We start from the raw sequence: 14,478 nt of genomic DNA on the forward strand, positions 1-14,478 counted from the left end.
TAAACCCTCGTCACCCTGACGAGGGTTTTGTTGATGCAGGGTTTTTCTATTCAACAATCTGATTGATTTTCACAGCAGTATAGTGCTGACGATGGCCTTTGTTGCGGCGATAGCGTTTGCGGCGTTTGAACTTGACCACGCGAAGTTTCTCAGAAGTATGGTCGATGATTTCCCCAACGATCTTGGCGCCGGTCACATAAGGACGGCCAATCTTGGTGCCTGCATTGCTTTGTACCAGCAGGACATGGTCAAAAATCACTTCTTGTCCCGGTTCAGCACCATCGCGGAAATCGACTTGAACCATTTCGCCTTCGCTGACCCGGTATTGGTGAGAACCGTTCTCAAACACAGCGTACATTGCAGAATCTCAAAGGTAAAAACAGGCAAAAACCAGAAAGAATAATTTACTATTAAGCTTGAGATTGGCTAGGGGAAGCATGGATTAGTCTGCCAAAAGCCTCACCTACAGGCTGTTTTTGATGCATTTCAGCAGCAAAGTTGCCACATCTATGCCTGTGGCCTGTGTAAAGCCTTTCCATCCTGGAACGCCGTTGATTTCGAGCAGATAACTCGAATGAGTGCATTGGAAATGCAGAATATCCACTCCCGCAATAATGGTTCCGACACACGAAGTGGCTTGCAGTGCAAGAGATTCATCTTCCGGGGATAAAGTTACAACATCTGGTTTGGCTCCGCGTGCTAGGTTAGTCCGCCAATCATATGCATGGCTTCGCCTGATAGCACCTAGAATCTGTCCATCGAGTACCAGAACACGCAGATCGTAGCCGCCATGCTCTATGTACTGTTGGAGGTACATGACAGCACCCATTTGATGAAGCATGGAGAAAGCCCGCCAGGCTGCATCTTCATCAGTGACTCGAAAGATGCCTTTGCCCTCGGAGCCGAACAGGGGCTTGATGACAATATCTTTTCCTAACTCCTGAAATGCCTTCATGGCTGAATCGATGGTTTGACAGCAGATGGTCTTCGGCACTGGCAGCCCAGCAGACTGCAGTCGGGCCGTGGTTGCGTATTTATCGATGCAGGCTTCAAACGAGGCAGGGGAGTTGATGATTCGCTGGCCAGATCGTTTAGCGTGGTAAAGCAGTGACAGGCGAAACAGCGTCTGTTCAAAACTGCCAGCAGGGAAACTGCGGATGAGCAAAGCATCATAGCTGTGCAAGTTATCATTCGAACCAAGCTGGCTGATATCAAGCCAGGTTGCCTTGATGTCGAGTTCAGCTGCAGCACGTAATAAATCCTGCACATGCCAGCCGGGTTGTCCAGATAAAATGCCAATGCGCATGGGCAACGTGATTCCTACAGGAAACGGCGAACAGAATAGGGGGCTGGATCGACATGTGGCTGTTCCTGGAGGATCATCTCCGTGACCAGTTTGCCTGTACCTGTAGCCAGGCTGAGGCCGAGCATGCTGTGGCCTGTTGCTAGGATGACATTCTGAAAGGCAGGCAGCGGACCGATGATGGGCACGCTATCGTATGTCATTGGTCTCCAGCCCCACCATTGTTCCAGAACGGTTTCACCCGTGGGGTTCTGCAGGTAATGACTGGCACCTTGTCGTAACAGTTCCACTCGGCGTGGATTCATGCTGGCATCATAGCCTGCAAATTCCATGATGGAGCCTAGACGTAAGCCATCACTGAAGGGTGTTACTGCTACGCGATGTTCTTCAAAGATCAATGGAATTTCCGGGCAGATGGCAGGGCGAGACATGGTCAAGGAATATCCTTTACCCGGCTGAATGGGAACTTTGCACTGGAGCATTTCATTAAGCATTGGTGTCCAGGCCCCGGTAGCGACTACAACATGTGTTCCCTCAAGTTCACCATGATCTGTCTTGACCCCACGGACGGTGTTCCCCTCAGAGAGCAAGCCGGTCAACTTGCGGTGTTCAAGAACGTCCACCTTATTTTGCAGCAGCCAATGCTTCCAGGCTTGCATGAGCTTGTCTGGCCTGAGGTGTGCATCATTTTCGTAATGCCAGCCGCCGGCTAAGCCTGGCTTCAGCGCAGGTTCCAGTCGCTGAACTTCATCGCCATCGTAGCGCTTTGCTGAAACATGGAATTCTTTGCTCAGCAGATCATTGATTTCCTCGTAGTGTTCATGTGCTTTTTTGGTCTGAAATGCAAAAAGAATGCCTTTGGTCTGCCAGTTGGCGTCAAATGTTTCCTGTGCAAATAGGTCGGCATAGAGTTTTCTGGACGATTGCAGCAATGCGTGGATGGCTGTTGCAGACTTCATCATCTGCTTGGCATTGCACCGTCTGGCAAACTGTAGCAGCCAGCCCCAAAGGGCAAAGTTGACAGCTGGGCGAACGCTGAATGGCGAATCCGGGGCGAGCATGGCTTTCATAGTCGATTTGACTGCCCCCGGTACTGCCAGCGGCAAAACATGGCTGGGGCAGACGTAGCCGCAATTGCCGTGTGAGGCGCCGCAAGCAAAGGTGCCCTGGTCGATCAGGGTGACTTTACAGCCTGCTTTGGTCAAAAAATAGGCAGTGGTTGCCCCTATGACACCACTACCAATAATGAGAATATGCATCATAGTATTGTATGTAATGAGCTGAAAATTCAGGGGATTTGTCTCACGCAAGAAATATCGCCAAATTGCTTGACGAAGTCACTAATGCCCCTAAATTGATAGTCGAAACAAAACTCTGAACGAGATATTCTCGCAGGGCGAGTGGAACTCACTCGCCCTCTGATTTTCGATGGATTTTGCACATGAAATGCTATCTGGCCAAGCCAGCCGACTTGAACAAGAAATGGCATCACATCAATGCCGAGAACCAGGTTGTTGGTCGCCTGGCAGTTAAAATTGCCCGCATACTTTGTGGCAAGCACCGTCCAGAATACACGCCGCATGTCGATACAGGCGATTTTGTCGTGGTGACGAACTGCGAAAAAGTCGTGCTGACTGGCAATAAGTTGGATCAGAAGGTCTACCAGCACTTCACCGGCTATCCCGGTGGTCGCAAGGTACGACCTGTACGCGAAATCCTTGAGAAGAAGCCAGAACTGGTGCTTCGCGAAGCAGTGAGACGCATGCTTCCCAAGACCAATCTGGCTAGAAACATGCTAACCAAACTGAAAATATACTCAGGTCCCAAGCATCCGCATCAGGCGCAGGAACCTGTTGATCTTAAACCCGAAGCAACCTGGTAACTCCAGGAATTTTGAAGGATCTGGATTAGTATGGCGACGATTCCCAATAACTTCGTCTGGTCGACAGGTCGACGCAAAACATCGGTAGCCCGTGTCCGCATCACCGATGGTAAAGGCAAATTCACGGTCAATGATCGTGCTATCGATGATTTCTTCCGTATTCCCAAAGACCGCAGCCGTGCTGAACTGCCACTGCGTGTTGCTGAAATGTTTAAAAAGCTCGACGTTCACTGCAATGTACACGGTGGTGGAACTACCGGACAGGCAGGAGCGATTGCACAGGGTCTGGCTCGTGCCATTACCAAGATGAAGAAACCAACCGAAGGTGATGCTGAGGCAACACCTCCGGCTGAAGGTGAAGCATCACCTGAAAAATTGCCAGTGAGCCGAAGGCTCCGCAAAGCTGGCCTCTTGACCCGCGATGCCCGTATGAAGGAACGTAAGAAGTATGGCCGCAAGGGTGCTCGCCGCAGCTTCCAGTTCTCCAAGCGATAAGCCACCACCATTGGATTTGCACCTTACAGCCACGAGTAACACTCGTGGCTGTTGCTTTTCGACTCACATTAACCGACTCCTGAATAATCAGCTGTATTCCATAGTCTGACAGAAGAAGTTCAAGAAGTGTAACGAAACATGTCATTGCCGAAAGTAGCTATCGTTGGTCGCCCGAATGTGGGCAAATCCTCGCTGTTTAACTGGCTTGCGGGCATCAGAATCAGCATCGTGGAGCCTACGCCCGGCGTTACCCGCGACCGCTTGTGTACGCCCATTGAACTCGATGAGAACTGTTGGGTGGAACTGATCGATACAGGTGGCATGGGGGTAATAGATCGTGATAACCTGACCGAAGATGTCGAAAAGCAGATTGCAGTAGCCATCCGGGAAGCTGCCATCATCTTGTTTGTGACAGATGCAAGGGATGGCATCATGCCGCTGGATGAACTGGTTGCCAAGAAACTGCGGCTTGTGAATAAGCCGGTATTGATGGTTGTCAACAAATGCGATGTGGACAAGTACGAAAGCAACGCACAGGAATTCAGAAGTTTTGGTTACGAACCATTCATCATGGTCAGTGCACACCAGGGCAGGGGAAGGTCAGACCTGCTTGAAGCCATCAAGGAAGCGTTGCCCAAAGATTGGGATGACCTGGCGGCGCCTACTGAAGCAGAACTGAAAATAGCTATCGTTGGTCGCAGGAATGTTGGCAAAAGCACGTTTATCAATGCGCTGGCCAATGAAGAGCGGGTTATTGTCAGTGAAGTCGCTGGTACCACACGCGACAGTATTGATGTCCGTTTTGAACGTGATGGCAAATCGTTTGTCGCCATTGATACCGCGGGCGTTCGCCGGAAATCAAGCGTGGCAGACAGCATTGAATTCTACAGCCTGGCACGCGCGGAGCGGTCCATTCGCCGTGCTGATGTGGTACTCTTGTTCTTCGATGCTGAAAACACTACCAGCGTGGTAGACAAGCAACTGGTGGCTTACATTGCTGAGAATCACAAGCCTGCCATCTTTGTGGTTAACAAATGGGACCTTCTCAAGAAGCAGGGTAAGCTCACAGGTGAGTGGGGAGAATATCTGCGTAAGACATTCCCGGCACTGGAACATGTGCCGATTGCTTTTACCACAGCGATGCACCAGAAGAATGTGCAGATGGTGCTGAACCTGGCCCAATCATTATTCAAGCAGGCACAAACACGTGTCAGCACAGCGAAACTAAATGACGTGTTGCGACGGGCCATCGAACGCAGACCACCCTCCATGCGGCACGGCAAGATTCCAAAATTGTATTACGCGACGCAGACAGATATCTGTCCGCCAACGATAATTTTGTTCACCAATGTACATGATGTGTTTGCTGAGCCTTATCAGCGGTATCTACTCAAATGCATGCGTGATGAATTGCCGTTCACCGAGGTTCCCATCCGATTTATGTGGCGAGTGAAAGGCGATAATGCACTCCCCGATGTCAGTGAGGACCTTCCCGCCAAGCCTCGCCGAATTCACAGTCCTCCACAAAAGAAGGTTAAAGCCCCCAATAAGGTGCGTTCATTGAAGAAACTGGAAACCGAGGAGGAAATGAAGAAAAAGGCGGTTAGGCGATCCAGTAAGCCTGCTAAATGGAAACAGGAAGAAAAGCGAGAAGACATTTGGCGTGATATTTAACGATTGCAGACAGCCAGCAACTTCCCTCTTGCACTTTGTCTCTATTTTCGCTATTTCCCTCAAACTCGCTGAGAATATGCGCTGACCTTGCAGGCAACAGCATGGTTGGCTCGGTTAGCCTTTGCTGTTGCAGGCACTGCAGAGTTGACCTTCTTACGCTCGGCGAGAATACTTCAGGTGGTAGTTAGTAATTTCGAGGTTCTCGTGCGTACCTGGTGGCTTTACATAACATTGGCTGGTGCAACTACCATCATGGGATGTGGGCTTTTTCCCAAGAACGACTCTGCATCATCGCAGGGAATGTCTGGCACCAGGCCGCCACCACCCAGTGACAACAGTAATGTAACAAGCCGGCAGGCAGTGATTGCGGGGCAAGTCGTTGACACGTTCAACCAACGGCGGGGTGGCATCAATCTGACTTTACAACCGGTGGATGGTGGCGAATCGATCAATGCCATCTCCAACGATCAAGGCTATTTCACAGTCAGCAGCCTGGTATCAGGCAAGCGGTATCGCATCCAGGCGAAATCTCAGAATGGTGGTGTTGTCAGCACCGGTAGTACTGAAGCTACTGCTCCCAATGTTGTGGTTTTGGTGAAGCTGAACGATTCGAGAACTGAGACTGATGCTAAAGCAACCGGCATGAGTGGTTCTGTTGGAGGTAAGCACAGCAGCATTGCTGGTGCAGATGATAATCAAAACTGGTCGAGGGGGAACCCAGCTGCAACGGGGCAGGGAGATCGACTTGGTGCAGCGCCTGAATTGAAACAGCCTCCGAAGAACACTCCTTCTTCAACGCTGAGTCCACGCTTGGGTAATCCTGTTACGACTGAACCAACCAGTCCTGCATCGTCAACTCCTGTCAAACAGGAATACATTACGCAGGAATCAAAAGTAACTCCGCCGATCATGAACATTCGCGGGCCGGGCAACAGCATACCTGGTGAGCCGAGAAGCAAATCAGAATTTGGAAGCGTGAACTACTTTGACTTCCCGTTCTACGATCTGGATGGCAAACCAACAGCGCTTTCTCGGTACCGAGGCAGTTTGACCCTGGTCGAATTGTGGAATACCGATTGCATTCCCTGTATTGATGCCATGCCGGAATTGATGAAAATTCAACGAGCTTATAGTAGCAAAGGCTTGGTGGTGGTGGGTATTGCTGTCGATGAAAAAGGTAAAATGGAAGATGCTGCAGCAAAAATTCGATGGCGCACAGGTCAAAAGGGAGTCGATTATCCCTTGTTGATGGAACAGCCTGGACAGCCTGCCATGCAGGTTTTCAAATGCGAGCAATATCCCACGCTGATATTGTTTGACGAAAACGGTCGCGAATTGTGGAGGCGGGCAGGTTTCAATCCTGACACCAAGCTTGCATTAGAGCAGGAATTAAAAAGGCATCTCCGCTAACGGTAAATTGCTTTCACACTTCAGCATTCTTGAATAGAGTAAAGCTGTTGCTTTATCTGCTGGAGTCTAGTTATGAATCGTCGTGATTTCCTGGCTGCTACCTCTGCATCTCTACTTGGCGCGAAAATAGCTAGTGCGGCTCCTGTCGAAAATGAACGGGAAAAGCTGTTGTATGTGGTTGCTCTATATGCTGGAACTAAAATCAATGCCCCCGATTACCTGGCAACCATAGACGCCGACCCCGCTTCTCCCACTTATGCAAAGATCATTCATCGTTTGCCGATGCCCAACGTGGGAGATGAACTGCATCATTTTGGATGGTCAGCCTGCGGATCGTGCGATGATCCTGCAGCGCGTCACAAGTACATGATTGTTCCAGGTTTCCAATCAAGCCGGATTCATGTTCTGGATATGGCCAACCCCCGCGAGCCAAAAATACATAAAGTGATTGAGCCGGAAGAGGTAAAGAAGAAAGCAAACCTCTCGGCACCACATACGATTCATTGCCTGGCTGATGGTCACATCATGATTTCCATGCTGGGCGATGCCGATGGAAATGGGCCTGGCGGCTTCCTGTTGATGAGCAAGAATTTCGAAGTGCTGGGCCGCTGGGAAACTGACAGCACCGGCATGAAATACAACTATGACTTCTGGTATCAGCCTCGACATAATGTCATGGTCAGCAGTGAATGGTCGGCACCCAATACCTTTAAGCCGGGTTTCAAGTTGGAGGATGTTCCTGCAGGAAAGTATGGCCAGCAGATTCACTTCTGGGATTGGAAGGCCAGGAAGATCATTCAGACGATCAATCTGGGTAATGAAGGATTGATTCCACTCGAAGTGAGATTCCATCATAATCCAGATAGCGCACAAGGGTACGTCGGTGCAGCATTATCCAGCACCATGTGGCACTGGAACAAAACCGCTGAGGGCAAATGGAAGGCGGACAAGGTGATTGTCGTGGAACCAGCCAAGGATGTGCCTGGCTGGAGCTTCCCTGTGCCAGGCCTGATTACCGATTTGCTGATCTCGCTGGATGATCGCTTCCTCTATTTTTCCAATTGGTTGCACGGCGATATACGACAGTATGATATTTCCGATCCCGCCAAGCCTAAACTCGTCGGTCAGGTCTGGCTGGGTGGTGTGATTGGGAAAACGCCTGCGATTCCAGGCATTGGTGGTGGCCCGCAGATGATTCAGCTCAGCAAGGATGGCAAGAGATTGTATGTCACCAATTCACTGTTCAGCTCCTGGGATAACATGTTTTATCCCAAGATGGCAAGCGAAGGCTCTTGGCTCATCCAAGTCGACTGCAACACTGAGGCTGGCGGCTTAAAAGTGAATGAAAAGTTCGTGATTGATTTTGGCAAAGAGCCACAAGGTCCTGCACGGGCTCATGAAATGCGTTATCCGGGTGGTGATTGTACTTCTGACATCTCTGCTTAATACTACAAACATCAACAAACCCCTGATCGCCTCATGGACATCAGGGGTTTTTCTATTTATGCCAACGACAATTCAATGCGACGGGTAGGTGTAGATATAAGTGAGACAGGCGGAATAGTATCGCCTGTTACTGTAACCTGCTCAGCAGTCATAACAGAACCGAACAATGTCCAGGGCGTGGCTTCGTCAACTTGCACTGAAACAGTCTGCCCAATCAGCCGAGGGTGTCCATCAAACACCACGATATGATCGGTCATGGTTCGACCAGTCAATTGGGTCATCTCGGAATATGCAGCTTGTCCCTGCTCCTTGAGTGCAGCCTTGCTAGGGCCTTCAACCAGGACTTGCACTTTGGTTCCTAATTGTCGCTGATGATCAGCAGCGCTGATTTCAGCCTGGACAGCTAACAACTCATTATTGCGACGCTTTTTGATCTCTTCTGGAATATCGTCTTCAAACAGTTCATCAGCCTTAGTGCCTCGACGCGGGCTGTATTTGAAGATGTAGCTGTTCTTGAATTTAGCAAATCGGATCAATTCGCCACACGTTAGAAACTGCTCTTCAGTCTCGCCACAGAAGCCGACAATAAAGTCGCTGCTGATGGCGACATCGGGGATGGCTTCCCGGCAGCGAAGTACCATGTCCTTGTAAAATTCAACGGAATACAGTCTTTTCATTTTCTTCAGCATGATATTGTCGCCATGCTGTGCCGGTACATGCAGATACTTGCAGGCTTTGGGTAGATCACGAACCGCCTGGATGAGGTCATCGGTCATGTCTTTGGGGAAGCTGGTGACAAACTTGATACGCTCGATGCCTGCGATTTCCTGAATCTGGTACATGAGGTCAGAAAGTCTGACTTTTCTGCCGTCACCGTGAGTATATCGGTAGCTGTTGACCGTTTGACCCAGGAGAGTCACTTCTTTGCAACCTTCGCTGGCCAGTTGTCTAACTTCAGCCAGGATGTGGTCAGGGTGTCGTCCCTGTTCAGGACCACGGACGCTAGGCACTATGCAATACGTGCAGAACTTGTCACATCCCAACTGTATACGGACATATGCCTGAAATGGCGTCGGCCGCATGGTGGGATCGCGATTGGGATCATAGCTTTCAAAGCTTTGAGTAACTTCGAGTTTGCCTGCAGCAGTCCTGCCTAAGGAAAAGGCATATTGCTTTTTGCGTGTTTTGTGCACTTCTTGAATCAATTCAGGAACACGCGCCAACTGTCCTGGGCCACACACGATATCAACATACGGTGCCCGTTTCGTGACAATGGCCTGATCTTTCTGGGCCATGCACCCCAAAACGCCAATGATTTTTTCCGGATGAGCTTCCTTGTGACCTTTGAGCGTACCGAGGGCAGAATAGATCTTCTCTTCCGCGTGTTCACGGACTGAGCAGGTATTAAACAGAATGACATCAGCAGAACGTGGATCGGAAGTGAGTTCATACCCTTGTCGTCGCAGGCTGCCCACGACAAGCTCACTGTCCAGCACATTCATCTGACAGCCAACGGTATCGATAAAGAGTTTCGGCATAAGGTGTATTGTATGATGGATTAGTTCATTTCCGGCAGATCAGTATCAGCGAAAAGGACCTATTTTTTCTGATCTACAGTCTTTTCCATAATGATGATGTGTTGTCGGGGTAGAATACGCAGTGTCCCTTTATGTTTCAAAGGGAAAGGCTCCATTTCGATTAATACCTGCCGTTCGGTCATCTTGTGCAGCGGCTTGATAGGCACCCAGGCATCTTCGCCACGATATTCGACAAAGACAATTTTGCCACCGGGCTTTAATGCTTTGACCATAGCCTCAATCATCTCATATGGATAATTGAACTCATGATAGACATCGACCATGAGAATCAGGTCAATTGCAGCAGCGGGGAGTTTCGGATCTTTTTCTGTGCCTAACACCGTTTCAACGTTCGTGATCTTGAGTTGCTTAGCTCGTTTATCAAGAACTTCACACATTTCGGGCTGGATATCGACAGCATAAACTTTGCCTGTATTTCCAACCTGTTTGGACAATCGAAAAGTGAAATAACCTGAACCGGCACCGAGATCGCAGACTACCATGCCCGGTTTGAGGTTTAGCGCTTTCATCAATTTAGTAGGTGCTTCTTCCTGCTCGCGTTCAGGCCGTTCCAACCAACCGATACCGAGATGTCCCATTACCTGGGCAATCTCCCGGTTCATGTAGAATTTGCCGATGCCATCAGGGTCATGGTTTTGCTTGAATTCGTATCGTGGTTTTTCGGTTTTAGCTGTTCCTTGAGGCTGCTCGGCAGTAGCACAGCAGAAAAGAATGAAGGAAATAAGGATGCTCATGCTGTGTCCTTATAAAGGTATCAGTCGCCCTGAAACAGGGAATTTCTATCTTTTAGCATATAAAACGACACATTTCACGGTCATTCGAGGTATCGAATGTGTTAACTAAACATTCGTTTTGTGAAGGAGTTTCCATGCACTGGTTGAACCCTCGAAGCTGGGGATACACCCTGGCAATATGCTTGTTGATGGTCAGTTTGCAGCCTGCTCATGCTCAGTTGGTTTCCGTTTCCGTTGCAGGGGTAGACACCCTGATGGATACCGTGAAATACGGGCTGAAAATGGCAGGCAAGGAAGACATGGCTCAGCAGATCGATAGTCTGCTTGATGCATTTCTGCAAAACGAAGGCTTTAAGGGACTGAACACTAAACGAGGCATGGGGCTTTACCTGAACAAGTTCCCATCTAATCCTACACAGCCTTCTTTTGTTGCTTATGTTCCCATCAGCAATGTTGATGAGTTTCTAGCGCTCTTGGGGAAATTGAATGTTACACCCAGCAAGGAAGAAAATGGCGTCCGCAGCATTCAATTGCCAACCGGCCAAAGCCTCTATCTGAAATTCAAGAGTGATTATGCATTTATCAGCCTGGATGAGGATGAACTGAAAAATACATCTGAGCCAGCTCGATTAACCAGTTCCGTGCCTGCCAATGCCTTGATTCATGTACACGTGAAGTTGAATGAAATACCACAGGAACTGAAAGACAAATTCCTCATTGAGGTAGCCAAGGGAATCGAAAAGGAAAAAAACAAAAAAGCAGGTGAAAGCGATGTTGAGTATCAGGCACGTCTCGTCGCGATGAATATGCCAAAGCAAGCCATTGAGCAACTGGTCAATGGCGCGGAAACATTTTCATTTTCAGCATCTCTCGATACCACCAAGCATGTCTTCATGATCGATTCGATTCTGAAAGCCAAAGATGGTTCTCCCCTGCATCAGGAAATGCAGGCGATGAACCAATCCAAGAGCAGATTCACCAGCCTGCTGGCATCAGCTCCTGTTTCGTTCGTCTACCATGGCGTGTTGAATGAAACGGTACGCAAGGACTTCGACAAATTGCTCGATAACCTGGTAACCAAAGCCATCCAGGAAGAAAAAAGTGTAGTGAAAAAAGCTATTGCTGAAAAAGTGTACCAGGTCATTGAACCAACATTGAAATCAAAGAACTACGAGTTTGCATTCAGTATGAAAAGCCATGGCGAATCAGAACCCATGACCGGGCTGGCTGCACTACGAGTCAAAAACGGCAAGCAGATTGAGGAATTGATCAAGGGATTGATTGTGGAAATGAAAGAAAAGGAAAAGCAAGCCATCAAGCTGGATGTTGAAAAAGTAGATGGCGTCAATCTGCATGTGGTAACAATCCCGACTGATGATAAAGGTGCCAAGGAGATGACAGAGGTATTCGGTGAAGGAAAGCTGACCCTGGCATTCCATGATGAAGCAATACTCCTGGGTATTGGCAAGCAGAGCACCGAAGAAGTTAAGCGATTGCTTGGTTCATTCAACCAGGCTGGTGCAACTAATCCTGCTTCCATGGAATTCAACCTGCATGCCAGGGCCTTCGCACGGTTCATCAAGGAAATGCCAGTACGCAAGGCATTTGAATCAGCGTTCACCACGCCGGATAGTGATCTGATCAAGTCATCGATTTCTGGTGGTGATCAATTACGTTTTCAATTGCAGGTCAGCACTCACTTCATTAAGCTGGCAGAAGCAATGAACAAAGGACGTGACGAGTAACAGGTGAAGCAAAATGGCAGGCTCCTGGTTAACTCCAGGAGTCTGTTTCGTTTAAGCAGCCAGTTTATCTGAACTCGTTGATTGCTTTTCGAACAACAAGCCTTCGTAGGGTGGTAAATCGGTGGCGCCCAGGAATTGGCTGTTGCCTTCCCAGTCGTGTGCGGAGATATTTGCCAGGATTGAATGAGCTACAGTTACTGCAGCCAGGCCATCTTCACCGGTAACTTTAGGCTCCTCGCCAGTGCGTACACAATGGATGAAATCAGACAATTCTGCGGTTAATTGATCCAGTTTGGATTCATCCGTAACGTATGTTTGCAGGTAGTCGCTGAACATCGTTTCCTTGAATCGCTGCATGCTTTGTGGATCAAGATTGCGAACATCTGGCACGCCATGGCGGAAAGACATGGTAGGTTGAACCAGAGTGCAGTTCTTTTTGCCGAAATCAATTCCTGCAAACCCTTCCGATCCGAAAAGCATCATGGAGCGGACTGCGTGAGTATGCACACGGCTGGCGGTGAGAGTTGCTACTGTACCGTTAGCAAAATGAATCCGAGCATTGGCAATGTCCTCATGCTGACCCACGACACTGACACCAATGGCATCAACAGATACGACAGGAGATCGCACTAACGAAAGAACCAAATCGAGATCGTGGATCATCAGATCCATGACGACACCCACATCCAGGCCTCGGCCTGAAAATGGGGCCAGCCGGTGGGCTTCGATATATTTGGGTCGCAGGCATGATTGTTCAACAGTGGTAAACCCAGGATTGAACCGTTCAATATGTCCCACTTGAAGCAAGGTATTGGCTCGCTTAGCGGCATTGACGATCAGCTTGGCTTCCGGAATCGTGCCAGCCAGCGGTTTCTCCACCATGCAGGGAATGCCTGCAGCGAGTAGTTCAACTGCGGTACTGCAATGGAAGCGTGTTGGCGTGACTATGGAAACTGCATCAACCTGGCCTTTAAGCTCTTTGACACTGGTAAACACTTTGCACTGGTATTTTTCAGCGATGCTGGCGGCTTGTGTTACATTAGGCTCAACAATACCAACAAGGGTAACATTCGACATGCCAGCCAGGATACGAGCATGGTGCTGACCAAGGCTTCCCACTCCTGCTACCGCCACTCGAATTGGTTTCATGGTGCAATCCTTTGTCAACGCTTCCATGGTTGACTGTTGGGACGTAGACGATCTCTTCATGCAACCCGCAGCAGTGGCCGCATGGAAACCGTCGGTGTTGCCTGTGGCATGGCCAGTTCCTGGGTCAGTCGGCGTACCATCACAGCATTGAGTGCATGGCCAGATTTGTAACCGACAATGTGCCCTTCCAGATCACCGGCGAAGAGGGCCATGTCGCCGAGAATATCTAATGCCTTATGTCGGGCTGGTTCATTGGCATATCGAACGATGTTGCCACCAATGGGGCCACGTTCGCCATAAACCAGCAGATCGGCAGCAGTGGTGTTCACACCGATGCCCAGTTGCTGCATAGTGGAGGCTTCTGCGGTCGTCAGGAACGTTCGGCACATGGCCAGTTCATTAACAAATCGATCAGATGTAATTCGTTGGGTATGTCGATGACAGCCGATAGGGCTTTGATGGCCGTAATCGAGTATGTAGCTGATAGTCAGCCCAGGTTCGTTACTGGGGTGAAGCGTCAGTGTAGCACGACCATCAGTAACCGTAATAGGTTCGGATACACCGTAGATGGGTTGCCTCTCACGCTGGATGTGAATTCCACCTTCTTCTGTGAGTGCTTCAACAAAACAGAGAGATGATCCATCCAGTCCCGGAGGTTCAGCAGCAGTTAATTCAACAATACAGTTATCTATCTTCAGACCAGACAGGGCAGCCATCACATGTTCAATGAGTTCAACCTGGGCAGGAGCATGGCCGATAATAGTACGACGGTTTGCACCAGTGACATACTCGATCTTGGCTGGCACAATGGGTGCGTCGCGAAGATCAATGCGCTGAAAAAGAATGCCAGTACCAGGTCGGCCAGGTCGAAACCGGACGCGAGACCATTGCCCGGTGATATAGCCAAAACCTTCAACAACAACAGGTTGTTCAATCGTTCGCTGCCAACGCCAGCCTACCTGATGCAACATGCCTGTAACTCCCCTAGGCAAACACCCGTCCGGCAACGTGGCCAGACGGGTGCCTTCTCTTCGGCAGTGAT

General features: G+C 49.4%; 13 protein-coding genes. 6 read left to right on the forward strand and 7 right to left on the reverse strand.

The annotated features are described in order from the left end of the window. Nucleotides 1-46: 46 nt before the first annotated feature. The 3 genes from rplU to JNJ77_02370 all read right to left on the reverse strand — a co-directional run bounded on the left by rplU (nt 47) and on the right by JNJ77_02370 (nt 2,565). On the reverse strand, nt 47-358 hold the full coding sequence (gene rplU, locus JNJ77_02360) for a 50S ribosomal protein L21 (GenBank protein ID MBL8821402.1): 312 nt from the start codon (nt 356-358) through the stop codon (nt 47-49). A 105-nt stretch (nt 359-463) separates the two neighbouring features. Further along, nucleotides 464-1,306: a RimK family alpha-L-glutamate ligase gene (locus JNJ77_02365; GenBank protein MBL8821403.1), complete on the reverse strand. Its 843-nt coding sequence runs from the start codon at nt 1,304-1,306 to the stop codon at nt 464-466. 14 nt (nt 1,307-1,320) lie between these two features. After that, nucleotides 1,321-2,565: an FAD-dependent oxidoreductase gene (locus JNJ77_02370; GenBank protein MBL8821404.1), complete on the reverse strand. Its 1,245-nt coding sequence runs from the start codon at nt 2,563-2,565 to the stop codon at nt 1,321-1,323. A gap of 179 nt (nt 2,566-2,744) precedes the next feature. Between JNJ77_02370 and rplM the strand changes: the two genes are divergently transcribed. From rplM to JNJ77_02395, 5 genes are all read left to right on the forward strand, one after another. After that, nucleotides 2,745-3,185, forward strand: coding sequence for a 50S ribosomal protein L13 (gene rplM / locus JNJ77_02375; GenBank protein MBL8821405.1), 441 nt, complete (start codon nt 2,745-2,747; stop codon nt 3,183-3,185). A 30-nt stretch (nt 3,186-3,215) separates the two neighbouring features. Next, complete coding sequence (gene rpsI, locus JNJ77_02380; protein ID MBL8821406.1) at nt 3,216-3,680, forward strand: 30S ribosomal protein S9; 465 nt, start codon at nt 3,216-3,218, stop codon at nt 3,678-3,680. A 138-nt stretch (nt 3,681-3,818) separates the two neighbouring features. Continuing rightward, nucleotides 3,819-5,354 (forward strand): ribosome biogenesis GTPase Der, encoded by a 1,536-nt coding sequence (gene der / locus JNJ77_02385; protein MBL8821407.1) that lies wholly within the window; start codon nt 3,819-3,821, stop codon nt 5,352-5,354. Nucleotides 5,355-5,558: 204 nt separating this feature from the next. Further along, the gene (locus tag JNJ77_02390; GenBank protein MBL8821408.1) at nt 5,559-6,764 is read left to right on the forward strand and encodes a redoxin family protein; all 1,206 of its coding nucleotides are present in this window, start codon (nt 5,559-5,561) and stop codon (nt 6,762-6,764) included. A 72-nt stretch (nt 6,765-6,836) separates the two neighbouring features. Beyond that, a complete protein-coding gene (locus JNJ77_02395; protein MBL8821409.1) occupies nt 6,837-8,210 on the forward strand; it encodes a selenium-binding family protein in 1,374 nt (457 codons plus the stop codon). Between the two features lie 56 nt (nt 8,211-8,266). Here the strand turns inward: JNJ77_02395 and miaB are convergent, their stop codons facing one another. Both miaB and JNJ77_02405 read right to left on the reverse strand, forming a co-directional pair. Continuing rightward, nucleotides 8,267-9,748, reverse strand: coding sequence for a tRNA (N6-isopentenyl adenosine(37)-C2)-methylthiotransferase MiaB (gene miaB, locus JNJ77_02400; GenBank protein ID MBL8821410.1), 1,482 nt, complete (start codon nt 9,746-9,748; stop codon nt 8,267-8,269). A 59-nt stretch (nt 9,749-9,807) separates the two neighbouring features. Then, entirely contained in the window at nt 9,808-10,542 is a 735-nt protein-coding gene (locus JNJ77_02405) for a class I SAM-dependent methyltransferase (GenBank protein ID MBL8821411.1), read from the reverse strand. A gap of 134 nt (nt 10,543-10,676) precedes the next feature. Between JNJ77_02405 and JNJ77_02410 the strand changes: the two genes are divergently transcribed. Beyond that, nucleotides 10,677-12,287, forward strand: a complete 1,611-nt coding sequence (locus tag JNJ77_02410) for a hypothetical protein (GenBank protein ID MBL8821412.1) — start codon at nt 10,677-10,679, stop codon at nt 12,285-12,287. A gap of 51 nt (nt 12,288-12,338) precedes the next feature. On the opposite strand, the gene JNJ77_02415 is transcribed toward JNJ77_02410, so the two are convergent. After that, nucleotides 12,339-13,436 carry a Gfo/Idh/MocA family oxidoreductase gene (locus tag JNJ77_02415; GenBank protein ID MBL8821413.1) on the reverse strand — a complete coding sequence of 366 codons (1,098 nt, stop codon included), beginning with the start codon at nt 13,434-13,436 and terminating at the stop codon, nt 12,339-12,341. A gap of 56 nt (nt 13,437-13,492) precedes the next feature. After that, nucleotides 13,493-14,407, reverse strand: a complete 915-nt coding sequence (locus tag JNJ77_02420; GenBank protein ID MBL8821414.1) for a UDP-3-O-acyl-N-acetylglucosamine deacetylase — start codon at nt 14,405-14,407, stop codon at nt 13,493-13,495. Between the last annotated feature and the right edge of the window lie 71 nt (nt 14,408-14,478).

Source organism: Planctomycetia bacterium (assembly GCA_016795155.1).
In the GTDB taxonomy this organism is placed as follows: domain Bacteria; phylum Planctomycetota; class Planctomycetia; order Gemmatales; family HRBIN36; genus JAEUIE01.